Source organism: Rhodoferax sp. (assembly GCF_023700745.1).
In the GTDB taxonomy this organism is placed as follows: domain Bacteria; phylum Pseudomonadota; class Gammaproteobacteria; order Burkholderiales; family Burkholderiaceae_C; genus Rhodoferax.
On record NZ_JAMPYG010000011.1, the window covers coordinates 52264 to 73750 of the forward strand.

The following is a 21487-nucleotide window of genomic DNA, read 5'->3' on the forward strand; positions in this document are numbered from 1 at the left end:
AGATCAGGCCTTGACTTCCTTGAAGGCCTTCAGCTGGCCAAACCCGGTGGGCGAGGTTTTGGACACTGTTTTTTCACAAGTGCCTTTTGGAACCAGCGACCAGGCATTGCCCTGAAAATCAATTTTCGATGTGCCTGCGCAGGTTGTGCCGGCACCGGCGGCGCAATCATTTTTGCCTTTCAAGGCAACGCCGAAGCACTTGTCCTTGTCGGCCATTTGCGCGGCGGCAGGGGTAGCGGCAATGGTCATGGCGGCGCTCATGGCCAGAGCCAGGCCGGCAGCGGATACGTAACGTGCAGTGGTGGTCTGAGCTTTCATTTTGAATGTCCTTTTACAAGTTAAAACGTGGGTTGGGTGCAGCACGGAACACGGCTTTTGTTCTGCGCTGCTTCTGTAGTCGTGGGCTGGCGCTGCTTTCTTACAGTCGCGGTTGATTTCTTGCCATGACGGCCCCATGGTTTTTTCTTGTTGATCGACATACCCGAACTTATCGGCAGATACGATACGAAAAGTGTTTAAAAGAATCACATGGATAGCCATTCGTATCAAAATCACGCCATGGACAAACTCACTTCCCTGCTCTCGCATTTTTCCCTGCACGCTGGTGTTTTCTATACCGGCAACATCTGCGGCATCCACGACTTTGCGCAAGACAGCGCGCGTGGACACATTCATCTCATCAAGCGCGGACCGGTGCACGTCATTGGTGTCAGGCAGGAAAATTTCGAGATCACCGAGCCTACCTTGTTGTTTCTGCCACGTCCGGATACGCATCGACTTGTGGCGGATGACCGTACCGGGGCCGACGTGGTGTGCGCCACAGTTCAGTTTGGCGGCGGCGGCCGCAACCCCATTACCGATTCATTGCCCAATGTGGTAATGGTCAGGTTGACGGCACTGGCCGGGGTCGAGGCGCTGCTGGGCCTGATGTTTGACGAAGCCTTTGCTGAGCACAATGGGCGCCAGGCGGTGCTGGACCGCTTGTGCGAAGTGCTGATGATCCGCCTGCTGCGCCACTGCATTGAACAGGGTCTGACGCAAGGCGGCACCCTGGCCGGGCTGGCCGATACTCGGCTGGCCAAAGCGCTTGCCGCCATGCATGCTGACCCGGCACAAGCGCGTGATTTGTCCAGCATGGCGGCACTGGCCGGCATGTCGCGTGCCCGCTTTGCCGTGCGATTTCGTGCGGTTACCGGCGAAACGCCAGCTGACTACCTGGCGTCGTGGCGTGTCATGACGGCGCAGGGTCTGCTCAAAAAGGGGCGGCAACTCAAGCATGTGGCTAACGATGTGGGCTACGGCAGCGCCAGTGCGCTGACACGGGCTTTTGTGCGCAAGCTGGGCTGCTCGCCCACTGAATGGCTCAAAGGTGAGCAGGAAGCCCGGACCAACCCGGCCTGAGACGCTCGACCCCTACAACGAGACGCCGGGTTTGGATTCCTTCACCCGGTCTGTCATCATGGCGGCATCCCGCGCTGCGGCGCATAGCACCTCAGGAAACAAATGACTTCATACGACTATCAACTCTTTGTCATGGGCGGCGGCTCGGGTGGTGTGCGCGCAGCGCGCATTGCCTCCAGCCTGGGCGCACGCGTGGCCATTGCCGAGAGCTTTCGTTATGGTGGCACCTGCGTCATTCGCGGTTGCGTGCCGAAAAAACTGCTGGTCTACGCGGCCCACTTTGCCGAAGACTTTGCCGATGCGCAGGGCTTTGGCTGGACGGTGCCGCCCGCAGAGTTTTCCTGGCCCCAACTGATCGAGGCCAAAAACAAGGAAATCACCCGCCTGAGCGGGCTGTATGAAAACAACCTGAATGGGTCCAGGGTCGAAGTAATGCATGGTGCAGCACGCCTGCTGAATGCGCACACGGTGGCGGTGAACGGGCATAAGATCACGGCCGAACACATCCTGGTAGCCACTGGCGGGACACCCTTCATGCCGCAAATTCCGGGCATTGAACACGCCATCACTTCCAACGAGGTGTTCGATTTGCCGCAGCTGCCGCGGCGCGTGCTGATTGTCGGTGGCGGCTACATTGCGGTGGAATTTGCCGGCATCCTCAACGGTCTGGGCGCGCGGGTCACCCTGTGCTACCGGGGTGAACAGGTGTTGCGTGGCTTTGACGACGACGTGCGCGCGCACCTGTTTGAGGAGATGGTCAAAAAAGGCATTACCGTGCTGCTGCACCAGGACGTCACGCGCATCGACAAATTGAACGATGTCAGCCTGTCCGTGTCAGTCACCGGCATACAAGGCATACCGCTTGAAGTGGATGCCGTGCTGTACGCCACCGGGCGTGTGCCCAACACCCGGGGCCTGGGTTTGACCGAAGCCGGCGTGGCGCTGGACGAGGCGGGCGGCGTCAAGGTGGATGCCTTTGGTCAAACCAGCATCCCCAGCATTCACGCGGTGGGCGATGTCACCAACCGCATTGCGCTGACACCGGTGGCCATACGGGAAGGCGCAGCGCTGGCCAACACCCTGTTTGGGCCAACTCCCGTAAGCGCTGACCTGACCACGGTGCCGTCGGCCGTGTTCAGCCAGCCGCCCATCGGCACCGTGGGACTGACCGAGGTACAAGCATTGGCCCGGTATGGCGAAATCGACATCTACCGCAGCACATTCCGCAACATGCGCCACACCCTCTCGGGACGCGACGAACGCACCCTGATCAAGCTGGTTGTGGACACGGCCAGCCAGCGCGTGCTGGGCGCGCACATGGTGGGCGCAGACGCACCCGAGATCATCCAGGGCCTGGCCATTGCGATCCGCATGGGGGCCACCAAAGCCGACTTTGACGCCACCGTCGCGCTGCACCCCTCGGCGGCCGAAGAATTTGTGACCCTGCGCGACAAGATCACCCGTCAACGCGAAGCCTGAACAAGCTTCGGCGCAGAACCGCGTGCACGATCAGCAGCAGTGCAGCAGCCCGAATGCCGCCGCCTGAGCCGCGTTCCGAACTCAAGTGGGTGAATTCATGGGTGGTGCCGCGGCATCGTCGGAATCATCACACGGATCAAGCGTACCGATGTTCGTGCCCATCCTGTGAATCAGGTTGAGCTGTTCTTCCACATGACGGCAATTGCCACACATGCTCAGGTGAACCTGCAGCCGAAGCTTGTCAATCAGGTCCAGTGGTTCGTATGAACGTACCGCTGGGAACATTACCAAAAGGGGGGAGCCGCGCTACCGCAATGCCAACATGAATTATTGCTTATGAAAATTCCCGGTATCACCGGTCATTCCGGCATGGGCAATCTGTCGGATGTTGCAGCCATTGCCGTTTTCATACTCCGCAATGCGGCTGAGCGTTGACATAACTGGAACGGTTAAACACTCAAACGAGACGTTTGGTCCACGCCAAACGCTTCCGCTTGCCTAACATTGGCTATCGCGAAATGAGCCAGGAAATTCCTCTTTGGCACTTTGGTTTTAGCGTTGTTCAACAGGAGAAACTTGCCATGCCCACGACCCCAATTGTCAAAAATCTGCAGTCGATTAACCATGCCCAAGCCCAGGGCAAACCAAAGGAAATTCTCGACCTGGCCCTCAAGCAGGTCGGCTTCATTCCCAACATGTACGCCAACATGGCCAACGCGCCGGGCGTGCTGAGTACCTACTTGCACGGTTACGCTTTGTTCCGTGGTGAATCCGGCCTGAAGCCGGCCGAGCAGGAAGTCGTCTTTCTGGCGGTCAGCCAGGTCAACGGCTGCAACTACTGCACCGCGGCGCACAGCATGATCGCGGACAAAATGTCGGGGGTACCTGCCGATGTGCTCAAGGCCATTCGCGCGCAAACCGCCATTCCCGATGCCAAACTGGCCACGCTGTACGCCACCACTGTCGCCATGGTCAACAGCCACGGCCAGCCCAGCGCCGAGACCGTGAGAACCTTCCTGGCCGCGGGCTACCAGGAAACCGACCTGATGTACCTTGTGCTGGCCATTGCCGTCAAGACCCTGAGCAACTTCAGCAACCACCTCTTTGCCACCCCCGTGGACGAGCGCTTTGCGGCCTACAAAGTTGATTGAGAACTGCCGCCCATAACCCACGGATTTGTGCCTGAAAGTTTCGAGCGGTTCATCGGCTCAACAGCGCTGTTCCTGCTTGTTGGTCGGGATTTTTGTGCTGCTGTGCTGGCAGGCATTGCCTCTGGCAAGTTGGATGAAAATGGGCGACCCATGAAAAAACTACTGATTCTTGTCACCGCTGCCCTCCTGGCCTTCGGCTTCTTTGCCCTTGAGCTGGACCAGTACCTGACCCTGGACGGCATGAAAGCCAGCCTCGGGCAATTTGAGGTGCACCGTGCCGCGTCGCCTCTGGGTGTGGGTCTGACGTTTTTCGCTGTGTACGTGCTTGCCACTGCGCTGTCGCTGCCGGGAGCCGCCATTCTGACCCTGGCCGCTGGTGCCCTGTTTGGTCTGTCCATGGGCACCTTGATCGTGTCGTTTGCGTCCAGCATCGGGGCCACACTGGCGTTTCTGGCATCGCGCTACCTGTTGCGTGATGCCGTTCAGGCACGTTTTGGCAATCGCCTCAAAGCCATCAACGAAGGCATGGCCAAAGAGGGCTCCCTGTATTTGTTCACCCTGCGCCTGGTACCCGTATTCCCGTTTTTCCTGGTCAATTTGCTGATGGGCCTGACGCCCATTCGTACCCTGAGCTACTACTGGGTCAGCCAGCTGGGCATGCTGGCGGGCACATTGGTGTATGTGAATGCGGGCACTGAACTGGCCAAGGTCACCAGCTTGTCGGGGATTGTGTCGCCCGGCCTTTTGCTGTCTTTTGCACTGCTCGGCGTTTTTCCCATGCTGGCCAAAAAGTTCATGACGATGTTGCAGGGGCGCCGGGTCTATGCCAAATGGCAGCGCCCGCAAAAGTTTGACCGCAATCTGGTGGTAATTGGCGGTGGCGCGGCAGGTTTGGTCACCGCCTACATTGCAGCAGCCGTCAAGGCCAGGGTGACGTTGGTGGAAGCGGACAGGATGGGCGGCGACTGCCTGAACTACGGCTGCGTACCGAGCAAGGCCCTGATCAAGTCCGCCCGCATTGCCAACCAGATGCGCCACGGTGAAAACTATGGCTTGAGCGCGGCTGAGCCCAGGTTCAGCTTCAGCAAGGTGATGGCCCGCGTGCACCAGGTGATTGCCACCGTGGCGCCACACGACAGCGTGGAACGCTACACCGAACTCGGCGTGGAAGTGCTGGCAGGCCATGCCCGCATCGTCGATCCCTGGACGGTCGAGATCACATTGAACGATGGCGGTACCCAGCGCCTGACCACACGTGCGATCGTGATTGCTGCCGGTGCCCGCCCGTTCGTGCCGCCCTTGCCGGGTCTGGATGAGGTTGGCTTTGTGACCAGCGACACGCTGTGGGATGAATTTGCCAAGCGCGAATCGCCGCCAGCGCGTCTGGTGGTACTGGGCGGCGGGCCGATTGGTTGCGAACTGGCGCAGAGCTTTGCCCGTCTGGGCTCCCAGGTGACACAGATCGAGATGGCACCGCGCCTGATGATCCGCGAAGACATCGAGGTCTCCGATCTGGCCCGCGAATCGCTGGCACGGGACGGTATTGACGTGCTGACCGGCCACAAGGCCTTGCGCTGCGAGCGTGAGGGTGAGCGCAAGTTCATCGTCGTTGAACACCAGGGGCAGGAGAAACGCATCGAATTCGATGCCTTGCTGTGTGCCGTGGGACGTGTTGCCCGTTTGCAGGGTTATGGCCTGGAAGAGCTGGGCATCCCGACCCAGCGCACTGTCGTGGTGAACGACTACCTGGAAACGCTCTACCCCAACATCTATGCGGCCGGCGATGTGGCGGGTCCGTACCAGTTCACCCACACGGCCGGCCACATGGCCTGGTACGCAACAGTGAACGCACTGTTTGGCGACTTCAGGAAGTTCAAGGTGGACTATTCCGTAGTGCCCTGGGCCACCTTTATTGAGCCCGAAGTGGCCCGTGTCGGCCTCAACGAACAGGAGGCGAAAGAAAAGAATACCCCTTATGAAGTCACCCAATACGGCCTTGACGACCTGGACCGCGCCATCGCCGACGGTACGGCACACGGCTTTGTCAAAGTGCTTACGGTGCCGGGCAAGGACCGCATTCTGGGTGTGACCATCGTTGGCGAACATGCGGGCGACCTGCTGGCCGAGTTCGTGCTGGCCATGAAGCATGACTTGGGCTTGAACAAGATTTTGGGCACGATTCACACCTACCCGACACTGGCCGAAGCCAACAAATACGTGGCCGGTGAATGGAAGCGCGCCCACGCACCGCAAAAGGTGCTGGCCTGGCTGGCGCGCTTTCATGCCTGGAAGCGGGGCTAGCCAAACCATGAAGTGCTCTACCATCGTGCCGTTCTCAATGAAGCCTTGGCCGTCCACCCCTGCCCCTTCGTCAACCTGAGGATTCATCCATGTCCGCCATCCGTCTGGCCCTGCTCACCCTGGTGACGATGCTGTGTTTTGCCGGCAACTCCGTGCTGTGCCGGCTGGCGCTTCGGCAGACGTCCATTGATGCGGCCAGCTTTACCACGGTGCGCCTGGTCTCGGGTGCCTTGATGCTGGTTTTGCTGGTTTATGGCCGGCATCACTTTCGGGGCGTGGTGTCCGTCGCATCAGGCCGCATGAACGGTTTAGGTGGCAACTGGCTGTCTGCGCTGGCCCTGTTTGTTTATGCCGCTGCCTTTTCTTTTGCGTACCACAAGCTGTCAACCGGCATTGGCGCCTTGCTGCTGTTTGGCGCGGTGCAGGCCACGATGATCCTGACCGGCTTGTGGCTGGGTGAGCGGCTCAACACCCGCCAGGTGATTGGCTTGCTGCTGGCCCTGGCCGGGCTGGTCACCATCCTGTCTCCCAGCCTGGAAGCGCCACCCCTGGGGAGCGCCTTGCTGATGCTGGCCTCGGGTGTTGCCTGGGGCGTGTATTCGCTGCGCGGGCGCGGTGTGGCTGACCCGACGGGCGAGACGGCCGGGAACTTTTTGCGGGCCGCACTCATGTCGGCGCTGCTCAGTGGGGTGCTGCTGGCGCAACAACAACTTGATACTTTGGGCCTGCTGTATGCGATGCTGTCCGGGGCGGTGACCTCTGGCCTGGGTTACGCCATCTGGTATGCCGTGGTGCCGCGGCTCACCAGAACCCGCGCGGCCACGGTGCAATTGAGCGTGCCGGTGCTGGCGGCACTGGCCGGTGTGCTGTTTGTGCAGGAGCCCATCACCCTGCGCTTGCTGCTGACCTCGGCGGCTGTGCTGGGCGGCATTGCCCTGGTGGTACTGAACAAGCACACCGCAGTTTAGGGCTGCCTTGGTGAACCAGGCTTCGGCGGTGTCGGCTTGAACAGACGGATGCCTGCCGAAATCCGGCTCACCGTGGTGAGTGCGCACAGCCCGGCAAAGCCATAAGCCAGCACGTCAAACCAAGTAGGCACCAGACACATCAGCACAAAGACCGCGATGGTCTCGGTACTTTCGGTTAATCCACCAAGGTAATAAAACCCCTTGTTGGGATAAGCCGTGCTGCTGTTCCCGCGTTTGGCTGCCAGCACGGCAAACGCCAAAAAAGTACAGCCGGTGCCGATGAAGCTGTAAATCAACACGGCCGATGGCAAGCCGTTGTGCGCCGGATCGGCCAGGGCGAACGCTAACGGGATGGCGGCGTAGAACAGAAAGTCCAGCGAAATATCCAGAAAAGCGCCGCGATCGGTGGGCTGGGCTTGCCGTGCCATGGCGCCATCCAGGCCATCGGCCAGGCGGTTGAGCATGATGCTGACAATGGCCCACTGGGAATGGCCCAGCGCAATCAGGGGAATGGCCGAGAGGCCGAGCAGAAAGCCGCCCCAGGTCAGCTGATCGGCGCGCAAGCCGACCGCGATCAGCTTGCCGGCCAGACGCTGCAAAGGCCGCTGCAACGCGGAGTTCAAGGCGCGGTCAAACATGCGCTTGCTGCCAGTCACTGATTTCAACCACCCGCCCGCCCGGCGGCACATCGGCCGGGTCGTGGGTGACCAGCAGCGTGGGGATGCGTTGGTGCGTAATTTGGGCAAAGACAAAACTGCGAAACTGCAACCGCAAGGCCGCGTCGAGCTTGGAAAACGGCTCGTCGAGCAGCAGCGCCTGCGGCTCGGCCAGCAGCGTGCGCATCAGGCTGACACGGGCGCGCTGCCCGCCCGAGAGCGTGGCCGGGTCACGATCATGAAAACCATCCAGCCCCATCTCGGCCAGTGTTTGTGCCACACGCTGGCGCCGCGCCCGGGCACCGGTGAATCTGGCCGGCAGGGCAAAAGCCAGGTTTTGTCCCACACTCAGGTGCGGGAAAAGCAAATCGTCCTGAAACAAAATCCCAATGCGCCGCGCCTCGATGGGCAAGGTGTCGCGGCGACTTTCGTTCAGCCATAGCTCACCCGTGGCGGCAAAGGCCGGGTCCAGGTCACCGATCATCCAGTTCAGCAGTGTTGATTTGCCTGAGCCAGAAACCCCGGCGACGGTGACGATGTCTCCGTTGTCGACGACCAGGGACAAGTCCGCAAAGAGCGATTTGCCGCCAAGCGAGAGCGTCAGGTTTGATATTTTCAGCATCGTGTTGCCTTCATTATCGGAGCTCCTTGCGCTGCCGGCTTGCCCAGTACGGTAGCAGCGCTGCCAGCGCGAAACCGGCCAGTGGCAAGGCAATTTGCAGCAGCGCCTGGACCGCCAGCACGCGCCGGTTGCCGCCTGCGCTCAGGGCGACGGCCTCGGTGGTCACGGTGGCAAAGCGGCCACCGCCAGCAAACAAGGTTGGCAGGTATTGCGCCACACTGACGGCAAAACCCACCGCCAGCGACGCCATGATGGGGCGAAACAGAATCGGCCATTTCACACACAGGCAAGCCCGCAGGCGGGAACAACCCAGCGCCCTGGCACTGCGCATGAGGCGCGGGTCAAACGCGCGGTAGGCACCCATGAGCGTGAGCACCATGTAAGGCAGCACCCACAGCAGATGGCTCCAGACCAGCGCCACGGCGGTGCCATCCAGGTGCAGGTGCAGCAAGGCGGCGTACTGCCCCGCCACCAGAGGCAAGGCCGGCACGATCAGCGGCAGGTACAGCAACGCGTTAAAACGCTGCGGCCCCCACTCCAGCCAGACGAGCACGGCTGGCAGACACAGCAGGCTGGCCGCCAAAGCGAGCCAGAGCGTGGTCCAGAAAGGCGCCCAGTCGGCCTGTTGCCAGCTTTGCAGTGACACGGCTTCGGGCCACAGCGCCGGGAAGAACCAGGCCTGCGCCACCGACCAGAGCAGCAGCACCGTCACCACCGCATACCCCGTGAGGAACAGCGGTGTATGCAGGTTCAGCCAGGGCCACATGGGCGCCAGCGGGCGCAAGGGTTTGCGCTGGCCCGTGGGGTAAGGCCGGCACCGCTGCACCAGCCACCAGAGCCCGCGCGCCGCCAGGGCGCCAAGCAGCAGCATGGCCAGCAGCAGGATGGCGGCGGCGCTGCCCCTGGCTTGCAGCGCGGCGTCGGGGTCGGTCAGCCAGCGCCAGATCAGCACCGCCAGCGTTGGCGGGGTGCCTGGCCCCAGGATGATCGCCATGTCGACCACCGACAAGCCATAAGCCAGCACCGCCACCATCGGCCAGACCAGGCGCGGCAACAATTGCGGCCACAAAATCAGGACCCAGGCTTGCACCCGGTTGTACCCCAGCGACCGGGCCATCACCATCTGGCGCGCCACCGCTTGCTCACCCAGCACCGCCGCCAGCACCCACAGCAAAAACCAGCTCTCCTTGATGGCCAGCGCGAGCGCCAGACTCAGGCCATGGGGGTCTTGCACCGTGACCCAGTCGGGTGGACTGCTCCAGCCCACCAGTTGCGCCACCCCGCGTGCCAGCCAGCCAGAAGGCGCCAGCAAAAAAAACAGGCCCACCGCAAAGGCAGCATGGGGCACCGACAACAGCAAAGGCAAGCGCCGCTGCAAGCTGAGCCACAGGGCACCCGGGTAATGCAGGGTGGCCAGCAAGGCGGCAAAGCTGCACGCCAACGCCGTGCCCAGCAGGGTCGATGTCAGCGTGGTGCGCAAGGCTTGCGGCCACTGGGTATCCAGCCACAGGGCGTGCCACACGGAAGGCTCGGCGGCGGGCAGCAAGGCCCACCAGAGACCAGGCAACAAGGGGCCAAATATCAGCGCGACGGGCAAGGCAGCCAGCCATTGGCTGGGCCAGCTGTCACGGGCGTGAATGGGCTGCGGCAAAGGGCGCTCTAGCGTGTGCCGTAGCGTTTCAGCCACTCGGCCTCCAGCGCCTCCACCCAGCTGGCGTGTGGTTCAGCCAGCGTGGGCACGGCCTCGCTCAGTGCGCCTGGTGCCGTCTTGCGGATCAGGGCTTGTGACGCGGCGGGCAGCTTGCTGACATCAAGCACCGTGCCATCGCCCCAGACGCTGATGTCGGCCTTGCGGGTTTGCGCCTCGGCTGACAGCAGGAAGTTGGCAAACACCTGGGCGCCCGCCTTGGCCTTCGCGTTGACGGGAATAGCCACAAAATGCACGTTGCCGATAGTGCCGCCAGTAAAGCCAAAACTGTAGGCGCTGGTGGGCAATTGCTTGCTGGCGATCAGGTTGGCCGCTTCGTTGGGGTTGAAGGTCAGCGAAACCTTAAGCTCGCCATCGCCGAGCATACGGTGCATTTCCGCGGCACTGGCGGGAAAGCTTTTGCCATGGCGCCACAGGCTGGGGTGCAACTGGTCCAGATAGGCCCACAGTGCTTGCGTTGCGCTAGCGAACGCCCCGGGACTTACCGCTTGCTGCAATAGCGTTTTGTTGGGAGCCAGCTCCAGCAGCAGTTGCTTGACGAAGGTGGTGCCGTGAAAATCAGGGGGTTTGGGGTAACTGACGCGCCCCGGGTTGGCTTGGGCAAAACTGAGCAAGTCGGCCGCAGAGCGCGGCGGCACTGGCGTTTTGGCGCGGTCGGCAATGAACGTGAGCTGCGCCGTGCCCCAGGGTGACTCATAGCCTTCGGTGGGCACCGAAAAATCGCTGTGCACCGGCTTGTTCAGGTCCACCAGGCCCCAGTTGGGCAGGTTTTGCGCCCAGGGGCCAAAGAGCAGGCCCTCATTTTTAAGCTTGCGGAAGTTCTCGCCATTGACCCACATCAGATCGATCGAGCCATCGGTCTTTCTGCCGGCCGCGACTTCGGTCTGCACCCGCTTGACCACTTCTGCGGTGTCGGAGATTTTGACGTGGCGCACGTCAATGCCGAAGCGTGTGTTGACCTCTTTGGCCGCCCAGGTGAGGTAGGCGTTGGTGGCCTCACTGCCGCCCCAGGCATTGAAATAAACCGTCTGGCCTTTGGCCTCGTTCTGAATCTGTGACCAGTCGGCGTGGGCCAATAGGGACACGCCCATGCTGAGTGCGAGGGTGGCGAACCTTGAAAGCTTCATGCAGGAGAACTCCAGAAATGGTTGATTTTCATACATGGTCGGGGCCGGCACCCAAAACCTTACACCCGGCGATTTTCAACCCGCTGTCGTTCACGCTTTCTTTTCGGCAACTATCTCAATCGGAGCAATCATATTGCGAGAAATGTTCTCGATCATATTTTTGACTTTGATTGGCGCAGTGCTACCCATAAGTATATGTAGACCCAAGGGAGGAGGGCCCTTGGCGTTCGCTACCTTTGCCTGAAGCTGCGCGAAGAATTCAAGCGCAAAGTCACGTCTGTTCCGTTCCGCGATGACCTTCAACCCCGCACGCTCCAACGCAGCTTTGTATGCCGCCACCGAGGCCAGGGAACTCCCTTCTGGCTCCGCCGCCCACGGCACCGGAAATGTGAGTTCGCCGTCGTTGACGCGCATGACGTCGTAGATTCCGATCTTCGCGCCTGGCCGTACGACCCGATGGAGCTCTGACATCAGGAGCTCCTTGTCCGCGATGTTCATGCCGACATGCAGCATGTACGCGCGGTCGAATGTCTCATCCGGATGGGGCAATGCGGTGGCGTTCCCGACCTGGAGGGTGATCTTGTCGCTCAACCCGACCCATGTGCACAGCACATTGCCTGTCTCCACATACTCTCGTGTCAGATCCACCCCGGTCACCCGGCACCCGTATGCGTGGGCCGCGAACCGGCTCCCTCCGCCGAGGCCGCAGCCCACGTCCAACACGTGATGGTTCGCACCAATGTCGAGTTGATCAAGGAAACTCTGGGTTGCAACTCTTGCGCCGATATGGAACTCATCCACAGGCCCCAGATCGTCGATGTTGACACTGGCGACGGTCTTCCCAAGTTTCGCAATGCCGTCACTAATGGCATTGAGAAGCCCTCCATGTGTGTAGTGGCTCGCTACCAATTCTTCGTCTGTCATGGATGTACTCCTTTTGACTTTTGATTTAGCGACGGCGCCCATTCGACGCAGAGGCCTTCTGGAGACCAAGATTTCCTACTTGGGTCACCGATGATGGCTTCTCTGACACATCACGTGTCCCGTTAGGCGTCACTGCGCGCCAAACCCGATGTGGTGAAGGTCGTCTTGACCGGTGGGGGCGACTTGAGCGTCTGCTGAACAATGCAACACCGCTTCGCTGCCAGTTTCAGCTTCTCAAGCAACTCTGGCGGCGTGCCCTCTTTGGCTCTGAAGTGAATGTGGCGGGCCATTGTCTGGAAACCGACCGGCACACTCGGATCGACAGCCATGGCGCCGCGTACATCGACGGTGGCGGTCACGTTGACCTCCAGGCTGGTGAGTTCAATACCGAGCAAGTTGGCGACCAGACGCATGGTCGAATCCTGGCAGGCAGCCAGGGCAGCGCACAGCATGTCTCCGGGGGGCCGTCATGCGGCCCCCCGACGGCAGCATGCGTGCCAATGGGCACGAGTACGCCACAACCCTCCATGGGTTCGACTCTTGAGTGGAATGGGTCGGCTGGCAAGTCGCCGCAGGTCCGCGCATGATCGGTGACCAGTGCGGCGGCCGGCGTCACCTTGTAGGTGGCTCTCAGAGGCTTCTGCGCAGCATAGACGATGGCTTCCATGCAGACTCCTTTGGTTTGTGAGGCCTGACGAATGCAGACGACAAAACCCGGTCGATACATCCTGGTTTGACAGATACATCTGTTGAACAAAAACCCAGAAAACCGTTTGCGCATTGGGTTTGCGAGCCATACGCGGTACGAAAAAACGGATATGAATTTTTCATATAACCCGGTTCTCCCTTGTTGCAGTCAACTTACTTGCTTGACCAAGTGCGTGAGCGGATTCGGTATTTGCACTATAGCCTCAAACCGGGAAAGCGCTTATTGCTGTATTGGATACGTTTTTTCATACGTTGGGGTGCGGCGCATGGCTGACATCCAAATCCAGACGTTTATTTCTGCTGGGCAGGATCACGGGATGGCAATCGCCAAAAAGAAAACCCCAAGTAAATCAATTACTTGGGGTTGAATATTGGCGGAGAGAGTGGGATTCGAACCCACGGTACCTTGCGGTACGCCTGATTTCGAGTCAGGTACATTCGGCCACTCTGCCATCTCTCCGCGAAGCCGCGAATTGTACAGTGCCGACTAGCCTGGTTTGGCTTCCTTGGCAATTTGCAGGGCGTGCAAAGCGGCCGCAATGTCAGATTCTGTGACATCCGGGCCTTTTTCCAGCGCCACCGGGCTGCTGTGCAAGGCGGTGATGCCCGCTGTCTGCAGGGCGGCAATGGTTTGTCCGGCCACTTTGGGTGATGCAAAGGCGCCGCTTTGCAGCAGCAGGTGGCCTTCGGCGCTTTGCAGCTTGAAGTAAAACTGGCCGTCGCTTTCACGGTATTGCTTGAACACGGGCAGCGCCACTTTCACCGTTTTGGCGGTGGTGCTGGCATGGGTTTGCAAGGGGCGCAGACCGACGGCATGGCGTAGCTGGCCCATGAACGGGGTGGCGATGGCGCGGGCTTTGGCGGCTCCGGCCTGCAGGATGGCTTCAATTTTGGCCGGGTTGTCTATCAGGGCCTGGTAGGTCGCACGCATTGGCGCAATTTCCTGGTCAATGCGCTCAAACACCAGTTGCTTGGCGTCGGCCCACGAAATGCCCTTGGCATAGGCCTGGCGCAGCGCTTCGGTCTCGGAGGCATTGGCAAAGGCCTGGTAAATCTGGAACAGCGCCGAGCCTTCCACTGCCTTGACCTCGCCGGGCGGGGTGGAGTCGGTCACGATGCTGCCGATGAGTTTTTTGAGTTGCTCGCGCGGCGTGAACAAGGGGATGGTGTTGTCGTAGCTCTTGCTCATCTTGCGGCCGTCGAGGCCGGGCAGGGTGGCAACATGGTCTTCAATGGCCGCTTCGGGCGCCACAAAATGGTCGCCATAACGGTGGTTGAAGCTGTGTGCCATGTCGCGCGCCATTTCGATGTGCTGCACCTGGTCGCGTCCCACCGGCACCTGGTGCGCTTTGAACATCAGGATGTCGGCGCCCATCAGCACGGGGTACATGAACAGGCCCACATTGACATCGGCGTCGGGGTCGTTGCCGGCGGCCGTGTTTTTGTCGACTGCCGCCTTGTAGGCATGGGCGCGGTTGAGCACGCCCTTGCCCAGCACGCAGCTTAAAAACCAGGTGAGCTCGGGGATTTCAGGGACATCGGACTGGCGGTAAAACACCACCTTGTCTGGGTCCAGGCCGCAGGCCAGCCAGCTGGCGGCAATTTCCAGCGTGGAGCGCTGGATGCGTGCCGGTTCGTCCACCTTGATCAGGGCGTGGTAGTCGGCCAGAAAGTAAAAACTCTCGACGCCAGGGCGCAAGCTATGGCGTACGGAAGGGCGCACCGAGCCCACGTAATTGCCCAGATGCGGGGTGCCCGAGGTGGTGATACCGGTCAGAAAACGTTCGATACGCATGGAAAAAAGTTGAATGAAAAGTCAAGAATACATGGACTGCCGCGCTGCGCTCGCAGTGACGAAGTCTGGGTTCATCGCGTTCAGCCCACCAGCCAGGCCAGCGGGGTCAGCAGCAGCTTGATGAGCTGGTAGGTCAGGCCCATCAGCGGGCGCAGCCACAGGTTGCTGACCACGCCGGCCAGTACCAGCGCCATCACAATGAAAAAGCCCCAGGGTTCCACGCGCGACACCAGCATGGCCTGGCGGTAGGGCAGCAGCCCCACCAGGATGCGGCCGCCATCGAGCGGCGGCAGCGGAAACAGGTTGAACACTGCCATCACCACATTCACCAGCACGCCGCCTTGGGCCATTTCAAGCAGAAACGGCTCGTTGATGTCAGCGCCTCGAAACAGGTACAGCAAGGCGCCCCAGACCAGCGCTTGAAAGAAGTTGGCTCCCGGCCCGGCCAACGCGACCCAGACCATGTCGCGCTTGGGGTTGCGCAAATTGCCAAAGCGCACCGGTACCGGCTTGGCGTAACCAAACAAAAAAGCGCCCGAAGTGGCGAAGTACAACATCAGCGGCATCAGGATGGTGCCCACTGGGTCGATGTGCGGCAGCGGGTTGAGCGTGACGCGCCCCAGTTGGTAGGCGGTGTTGTCGCCAAAGTGTTTGGCGGCGTAGCCGTGCGCGGCTTCGTGCAGGGTGATGGCCAGCAACACCGGAATGGCGTAGAGGCTGACGGTTTGGATCAGGTGGGCAAAGTCCATATCAAAGGCCCAGGGCGGCCAGCGAACCGCGCCCCTCACGGATAACGACGGGTTCGCCGCCGGTCAGGTCGACCACGGTGGTGGGTTCGCGTGGGCAGGCGCCGGAGTCGATGATGGCGGCAATGCGGCCCTTGTAATGGACGCGGATCTCGTCGGCATCGTTCATGGGTTCAAGCTCGCCCGGTGCGATTAGGGTGGTGGCCAGCAGTGGCGTGCTGTAGAGTGCCAGCAGTTCCTGCAGCACCTTGTGCTCGGGCACGCGCAGGCCGATGGTCTTGCGCGACGGGTGGCTCAAGCGTCGCGGCACTTCCTTGGTGGCTTCCAGGATGAAGGTGTAGGCGCCTGGTGTGGCCGCCTTGATCAGCCGGTACTGCTGGTTGTCCACCTTGGCGTAGTTGGACAGCTCCGACAAGTCGCGGCACAGCAGCGTCAGGTGGTGCTTGTCATCCACGCCACGGATGCGGCGCAACTTGTCGGCGGCAGCTTTGTCGTCCAGATGGCACACCAGTGCGTAGCTGGAGTCGGTGGGCACGGCCAGCACCTCGCCTTTGTCCAGCAGGGCGGTGGCCTGTCTGAGCAGGCGCAGTTGCGGGTTGTCAGGATGGATTTCAAAAATTTGCGGCATGGCGTTATTGTCGCAGTCCGGCGGCCTCACGGGCCGACAGCATGGCGTTGCCCACACCGCTGGCAGCAATCACGGCAATCCCGGCCCAGGCCAGGCCGTCGGGCACATGGCGAAACACCAGCCAGCCCAGCACCGTGGCAAAGGCGATTTGCATATAGAGGTAGGGCGTGAGCACCACGGCATTGGCGCGATTGAAGGCGCGGATCAGCATCAGATGGCCAAAAGTGGCCAAAAAACCGACCATCACAAACCAGTACCAGTAGCTCAGCAGGGCGGCGCTGTCCCAGCTGAACAGCATGATGGGCGTCATCACCAAGGCCCCCACCAGACCGGTATAGAAGTGCGTGGTGTAGGGGTTTTCGTCGCCGCTGAGTCGGCTTGTCAGTACCTGAAACCAGGCGTAGGCGATCACCAGAACCACCGGGAACAAAACCGCCCAGCCAAAGACCTGGCCCCCTGGGCGCACCACCAGCAACACTCCCAGCAGCCCCAGACTCATTAACACCCATCGCCTTGGCGACACGTGGTTTTTCAGTGACCAGGCGGCCATGGCGACGGCAGCCATGGGTGAGAGCATGACCATGGCCGTGAATTCACCGACAGGCAAATACTGCAAGCCATAAAACCCGCAGGCGCTGGTGACCAGCAGCAGCACCCCGCGCAGCATCTGAAAGCGCGGATTTGGCGTGGCAAAGAGGCGGGCTTTTTGTACCGGGAAACGCAGCGTGAAGGTCACCAAGGCTTGAAACGCGTAGCGAAACCAGAGCAGCATGAGCAGGGGCACCAGTTGGGTGGCGTGCTTGGTCACCGTGTCACCCAAGGCAAAGGCGAGTGTCGCCAGAATGATCAGAAAAATACCGCCGGCCTGCCGGCTTTTCCAGAATGACATGGGGTTCAGGCCTGTGCTGGAATGGGGGCGCGTTGGATGCGATCGGCCAGCAAGTCCCACACCGGTGTCAGCTGGACCGGCAGGTCCGGCAAGGTGCCGAGTTCGGTGCGGCTTTCATCCGGGCTGTGAAAGTCGCTGCCGCGCGAGGCGGCCAGGCCAAACTCCAGTGCGATCGCCGCGTAGTTGGCGCTCTCGGCGGCTGAATGGCTGCCGGTGACCACTTCGACGCCTTGCCCGCCGTGTCCCTTGAATTCGGTGAACAGCGCCAGTTCTTCGTTGGCGCTGAATTTGTAGCGCGCCGGGTGGGCAATCACGGCCATGCCGGCGGCCTGGGTGATCCAGCGCACCGCGTCTTTCAGGCTGGCCCAGTGGTGCTCGACAAAACCCGGCTTGCCTTCGGTGAGGTATTTGCGAAACACCTCGTAGGTGTCTTTGCAGACGCCTGTTTCCACCAAATAACGGGCGAAGTGGGTGCGTGAGATCAGGTTGGGGTTGCCGACGTATTTCAGGGCGCCCTCAAAGGTGCCCTGGATGCCGACACGGGCCAGGTCGGCGGCCATTTCCCGGGCCCGCTGCGAGCGCCCGCCCCGGGTTTGCTGCAAACCCTCAGCCAGTGAGGCGTCGTTGACATCAAAACCCAGGCCGACGATGTGCACGGTCTGGTGCAGGAAAGTGACCGAGATTTCAACCCCGCTCAGGTAGTCCAGCCCGCAGGCGGCTGCGGCTGCGGCAGCACGGGCCTGGCCGCCGATTTCGTCGTGGTCGGTCAGCGCCCACAAGGTCACGCCCTGGGCTTTGGCACGCTGGGCCAGTTCTTCGGGGGTGAGGGTGCCGTCAGAGACAACGGAATGGCAATGCAAGTCGGCGTTCAGGGGGGCGTTCATGATCTGATTCTAGGGTGACTGGCAAAATGGGTTCATGTATGAATTCATGACCACGCACGCAACCGATCTATTGTCTTTTGTGGCCTCGGCCTGCATGGTGCTGCTGTACCAGCATTACTTGCGATGGCGCACCCGGCGTGACCCGGCTTCCAGTGCCCAGGACGTCATGCTGGCGGCACGCGCGGCCTGGGTGGAGAGTGTGATGCGCGAGCGGCGCGATATCTTGGCGGTGCAAACCTTGCGCAACTCCACCATGTCGGCCAGCTTCATGGCTTCTACTGCCGTGTTGCTCATCATTGGTGTGCTCACTCTCAGTGCGCAGGGCGACAAGCTTTCCGGGACCTGGCATGCGCTCAATTTTCTGGGGCGGGCGGGAGCAGAAATGTGGCTGTTCAAACTTCTGATGATGTTGTTTGACCTGTTGTTTGCGTTTTTCTCATTTTCCATGTCGGTACGGATTTTTCACCACATCGGTTATTTGATCAACGTGCCACTGGACTCGGCCAATGAAGCGGTTCAGATCAGGCGGGTCGGGGCGCAGCTCAACCGGGCCGGCATTTACTACCGCATCGGCATGCGTTCTTATTACTTCACGGTGCCGCTGTTGTTCTGGTTGTTCGGGCCGCTCTGGTTGCTGGGCGCCACGATCGCGACGGTATTTTTCCTGTTCCACCTGGACCGGGCGCCCCGGCGCGATACCGACCTGATGGGATAGCCCCGGCGCAAGCTCAGAGTTCGGCTGCCTCGACAAGAAAACGCACCCGGCGCTCACCGCGCCAATTGTCCACGTCCAGCCGGAACGCCAGTTTGACGCGACTCGGCAGCGGCTCGGTGTGGCCAAACCAGATGCCGTCGACCGGTTCACCGCGGTGTTTCAGCTTGAGTGACAGGTGTTTTTCAGCCACCAGGCGCTGCGACACCACTTCGAGCTCTTCGCTGAAGGTCGGTGCCGCAAAGCCCTGACCCCAGACTTCGTGGTGCAGCGTGTCCACTAGGTCAGGGCGGCGGTATTCGGGCTTGAGTGCGCCGTCGGTGTCGAGGCGGCGCGTCAGGGTGGCGGCATCGAGCCATTCCTGGGCGACCTCGCTCAAACCCTGCTCAAAGCGGTCCAGCTGGTCTTCGTTCAGGGTGCAGCCGGCCGCCATGGCGTGACCGCCAAAGCGCAGCAACACGCCAGGGTGGCGTTTGGCCACCAGGTCGAGCGCGTCGCGCAGGTGGAAGCCGGGAATGGAGCGGCCCGAACCCTTGAGTTCGTGACCGTGACCGGCGGCGCCACTGCTGGCAAAAACAAAGCTGGGGCGGTGAAACTTGTCCTTGAGGCGCGCGGCCACAATGCCGACCACGCCTTCGTGAAAGTCGGCGTCGAAGACGCAAATGGCCGGCGGAGCTTGTGTCGTGTCTTCAAACAGCGACTCGGCCACGATGAGCGCCTGTTCGCGCATGCCGCCTTCAATCTCGCGGCGTTCGCGGTTGATGGCATCGAGCGCTTTGGCCAGCTCCAAAGCGCGCCCGGCGTCGTCGGTGAGCAGGCATTCAATGCCCAGGGTCATGTCGGACAAGCGCCCGGCGGCGTTGATGCGCGGCCCCAGGGCAAAGCCGAAGTCAAAGGTGGTGGCGGTTTTGACTTCACGCGAGGCCGCTACAAACAGGGCCGCCAGCCCGGCCGGCAGCGCCTGGGCGCGCACCCGTTTGAGCCCTTGTGCCACCAGGCGGCGGTTGTTGGTATCCAGCTTGACCACGTCGGCCACCGTGCCCAGTGCCACCAGCGGCAGCAGGGTGTCCAGTTTGGGCTGGTTGTGGGCGTTGAATAGCCCGCGCTGGCGCAACTCGGCGCGCAGCGACAGCAGCACGTAGAACATCACGCCAACGCCGGCGATGGATTTGCTCTCGAAGCTGCAGCCGGGCTGGTTCGGGTTGACGATCACGTTGGCGTCGGGCAGTTCAATCCGGCCATTGCGCAGGGCCGGCAAATGGTGGTCGGTCACCAGCACCTGCAGACCCAGTTCGCGGGCCCGGGCCACACCGTCGAAGCTGGCAATGCCGTTGTCCACCGTGATCAGCAGGTCGGCGCCGCTGGCCTTGACGCGTTCGGAAATCGGCGGGGTCAGGCCATAACCATCCTGTACCCGGTCGGGCACGATGTAGTCCACATGCCGGGCACCAAGCAGGCGCAGGCCACGCAGGCCGACCGCGCAGGCGGTGGCACCGTCGCAGTCGTAATCGGCCACGATACAGAGTTTTTTGTCATCACGAATGGCGTCGGCCAGCAGCAGCGCCGCCTCGCGCGTGCCCTGCATGCTGGCGGGGGGCAGCAATTTGGCCAGCGCATCGTCCAGTTCCTGCGGGTTTTGCACCCCGCGTGCCGCATAAAGTTGTGCCAGCAAGGGATGAACGCCAGCCTGCTCCAGCGCCCAGATGGTTCTGGGCGGGGCGTCTCGGACCATGATTTTCATAATTGTTCGAGTGTGCCCTGGATCGGCGGGGGGTTGAAAAGTTGCCTGATTTTTTGCTTCAGGGTGGGTGGCTGGTGAACCCAGCTTTGGGCGTGACGTTCGCCGCACAGCGTGAGCTGGACCGTGTCGCCACGGACTTGGGCGTCAAGCAGTTGTCTGATCTGGCTGGCGTCAAGTTGGTGCCAGGCGCTGGCCCAGCCGGTCCAATCGTCCTGGAGCGCAGGCTCACGCAGCGCAGTGACAACGACAGGCCGGGCAGAAGCCGGGCCGGATAGGCTGACCGGCGCGCCGGTGCCGCTGAACCAGATGGCGTTGGCCGCCAGGGCGCCGCGTCGCTCGCGGGCATCGTTGACCGGGTGGGTGTAGAGCAGCATCTGCATTTCGCTGACCAGCCGGATCAGCCCGCTGGCCTGGGCCGCCGTGGGCATCCAGGGTGACAAATTCCGACCCAAAACGCGGTCGGGCGAGGCGCTTGGCAGGCCGTCTAAGACCGCCCCGTGCGCCAGCCAGCGCCCGGGCTCATGCGGGTACAGCGTGATGCCGTCCTGTGCAAAAAAAGGTTTCATGGCGACCAACAGGGTGTCTGACTCTTCGGCACTCAGATCCTGCATCGGCAGCTGGCGCATGGTGACCTCATGCGTCGTGGCCTGCCAGTGGCACAGCGTCACGAAAGCCCAGGCGCCTTGCAGGTGCGCCAGCTCCGGGTATTTCTGCGCCTGCAATGCAGCCCAGGGAATCAGCCCGTCGGACACGGCCAGTCCCAGGGCACGGGCCAGTGCGCGTTCGTGCGGTGGCGACCAGCTGAGCTCGCCGCCCTCGTCCAGCGCCTCCGCGTTCAGGCGGCTGATCAGCTTTTGCAGGTTGGGTACTTTCAGCGTGGCCAGCGTGGCCTGGCAGCCTTCGGCATGGCTGGCGGCATAGGGAATCAGCAGGTGCATGGGAAGCGGCGGCTTAAGCCGGAAGGTACGCGAAGTCGCATGGTGCTGTCCTGTCAAATGAGTCTGGCCCGCATTATCCAGGAGAGTTGGCTTGGGAGTCCGATGGCCT

The 21487-nt window shown here is 61.5% G+C and carries 20 protein-coding genes and 1 tRNA gene; 6 read left to right on the forward strand and 15 right to left on the reverse strand.

The annotated features are described in order from the left end of the window. Positions 1-3: 3 nt before the first annotated feature. A complete protein-coding gene (locus NDJ10_RS10160; protein ID WP_296161876.1) occupies positions 4-261 on the reverse strand; it encodes a DUF2282 domain-containing protein in 258 nt (85 codons plus the stop codon). Between the two features lie 297 nt (positions 262-558). Here NDJ10_RS10160 and NDJ10_RS10165 point away from each other — a divergent pair, with 297 nt between their 5' ends. The 5 genes from NDJ10_RS10165 (at position 559) to NDJ10_RS10185 (ending at position 7300) form a co-directional block, all read left to right on the forward strand. Then, positions 559-1401 carry an AraC family transcriptional regulator gene (locus NDJ10_RS10165; protein WP_296161758.1) on the forward strand — a complete coding sequence of 281 codons (843 nt, stop codon included), beginning with the start codon at positions 559-561 and terminating at the stop codon, positions 1399-1401. A gap of 102 nt (positions 1402-1503) precedes the next feature. Further along, entirely contained in the window at positions 1504-2880 is a 1377-nt protein-coding gene (gene gor, locus NDJ10_RS10170) for a glutathione-disulfide reductase (protein WP_296161760.1), read from the forward strand. A 581-nt stretch (positions 2881-3461) separates the two neighbouring features. After that, on the forward strand, positions 3462-4031 hold the full coding sequence (locus NDJ10_RS10175; RefSeq protein WP_296161763.1) for a carboxymuconolactone decarboxylase family protein: 570 nt from the start codon (positions 3462-3464) through the stop codon (positions 4029-4031). A gap of 150 nt (positions 4032-4181) precedes the next feature. Next, a complete protein-coding gene (locus NDJ10_RS10180) occupies positions 4182-6332 on the forward strand; it encodes a bifunctional TVP38/TMEM64 family protein/FAD-dependent oxidoreductase (protein WP_296161765.1) in 2151 nt (716 codons plus the stop codon). A gap of 89 nt (positions 6333-6421) precedes the next feature. Next, positions 6422-7300: a DMT family transporter gene (locus tag NDJ10_RS10185; protein ID WP_296161767.1), complete on the forward strand. Its 879-nt coding sequence runs from the start codon at positions 6422-6424 to the stop codon at positions 7298-7300. On the opposite strand, the gene NDJ10_RS10190 is transcribed toward NDJ10_RS10185, so the two are convergent. The 12 genes from NDJ10_RS10190 to NDJ10_RS10245 all read right to left on the reverse strand — a co-directional run bounded on the left by NDJ10_RS10190 (position 7297) and on the right by NDJ10_RS10245 (position 17987). Then, positions 7297-7956 carry a CDP-alcohol phosphatidyltransferase family protein gene (locus NDJ10_RS10190; protein ID WP_296161770.1) on the reverse strand — a complete coding sequence of 220 codons (660 nt, stop codon included), beginning with the start codon at positions 7954-7956 and terminating at the stop codon, positions 7297-7299. The genes NDJ10_RS10185 and NDJ10_RS10190 overlap by 4 nt on opposite strands. Beyond that, the gene (locus NDJ10_RS10195; RefSeq protein WP_296161772.1) at positions 7931-8578 is read right to left on the reverse strand and encodes an ATP-binding cassette domain-containing protein; all 648 of its coding nucleotides are present in this window, start codon (positions 8576-8578) and stop codon (positions 7931-7933) included. The genes NDJ10_RS10190 and NDJ10_RS10195 overlap by 26 nt, the downstream gene beginning before the upstream one ends. Before the next feature lie 13 nt (positions 8579-8591). Next, positions 8592-10265, reverse strand: a complete 1674-nt coding sequence (locus NDJ10_RS10200; RefSeq protein ID WP_296161775.1) for an ABC transporter permease — start codon at positions 10263-10265, stop codon at positions 8592-8594. Beyond that, the gene (locus NDJ10_RS10205) at positions 10238-11413 is read right to left on the reverse strand and encodes an ABC transporter substrate-binding protein (protein ID WP_296161777.1); all 1176 of its coding nucleotides are present in this window, start codon (positions 11411-11413) and stop codon (positions 10238-10240) included. The genes NDJ10_RS10200 and NDJ10_RS10205 overlap by 28 nt, the downstream gene beginning before the upstream one ends. A 90-nt stretch (positions 11414-11503) precedes the next feature. Continuing rightward, complete coding sequence (locus NDJ10_RS10210; protein ID WP_296161779.1) at positions 11504-12337, reverse strand: methyltransferase domain-containing protein; 834 nt, start codon at positions 12335-12337, stop codon at positions 11504-11506. A gap of 122 nt (positions 12338-12459) precedes the next feature. Continuing rightward, positions 12460-12789 carry an OsmC family protein gene (locus NDJ10_RS10215; protein ID WP_296161782.1) on the reverse strand — a complete coding sequence of 110 codons (330 nt, stop codon included), beginning with the start codon at positions 12787-12789 and terminating at the stop codon, positions 12460-12462. A 628-nt stretch (positions 12790-13417) separates the two neighbouring features. Beyond that, positions 13418-13505: transfer RNA gene (locus tag NDJ10_RS10220), tRNA-Ser, on the reverse strand. A 27-nt stretch (positions 13506-13532) separates the two neighbouring features. Continuing rightward, entirely contained in the window at positions 13533-14840 is a 1308-nt protein-coding gene (locus tag NDJ10_RS10225) for a tryptophan--tRNA ligase (protein ID WP_296161786.1), read from the reverse strand. 80 nt (positions 14841-14920) lie between these two features. Beyond that, on the reverse strand, positions 14921-15589 hold the full coding sequence (locus NDJ10_RS10230; protein ID WP_296161789.1) for a site-2 protease family protein: 669 nt from the start codon (positions 15587-15589) through the stop codon (positions 14921-14923). A gap of 1 nt (position 15590) precedes the next feature. Next, a complete protein-coding gene (locus tag NDJ10_RS10235) occupies positions 15591-16214 on the reverse strand; it encodes an L-threonylcarbamoyladenylate synthase (protein ID WP_296161790.1) in 624 nt (207 codons plus the stop codon). 4 nt (positions 16215-16218) lie between these two features. Then, entirely contained in the window at positions 16219-17103 is an 885-nt protein-coding gene (locus NDJ10_RS10240) for a DMT family transporter (RefSeq protein WP_296161795.1), read from the reverse strand. 5 nt (positions 17104-17108) lie between these two features. Then, the gene (locus NDJ10_RS10245) at positions 17109-17987 is read right to left on the reverse strand and encodes a 3',5'-nucleoside bisphosphate phosphatase (protein ID WP_296161796.1); all 879 of its coding nucleotides are present in this window, start codon (positions 17985-17987) and stop codon (positions 17109-17111) included. Positions 17988-18033: 46 nt separating this feature from the next. Here NDJ10_RS10245 and NDJ10_RS10250 point away from each other — a divergent pair, with 46 nt between their 5' ends. Continuing rightward, complete coding sequence (locus NDJ10_RS10250; RefSeq protein ID WP_296161798.1) at positions 18034-18702, forward strand: DUF599 domain-containing protein; 669 nt, start codon at positions 18034-18036, stop codon at positions 18700-18702. 13 nt (positions 18703-18715) lie between these two features. On the opposite strand, the gene recJ is transcribed toward NDJ10_RS10250, so the two are convergent. Both recJ and NDJ10_RS10260 read right to left on the reverse strand, forming a co-directional pair. Continuing rightward, positions 18716-20440: a single-stranded-DNA-specific exonuclease RecJ gene (gene recJ / locus NDJ10_RS10255; RefSeq protein ID WP_296161800.1), complete on the reverse strand. Its 1725-nt coding sequence runs from the start codon at positions 20438-20440 to the stop codon at positions 18716-18718. Further along, positions 20437-21378: a phosphoglycerate mutase gene (locus tag NDJ10_RS10260; RefSeq protein WP_296161802.1), complete on the reverse strand. Its 942-nt coding sequence runs from the start codon at positions 21376-21378 to the stop codon at positions 20437-20439. The genes recJ and NDJ10_RS10260 overlap by 4 nt, the downstream gene beginning before the upstream one ends. Between the last annotated feature and the right edge of the window lie 109 nt (positions 21379-21487).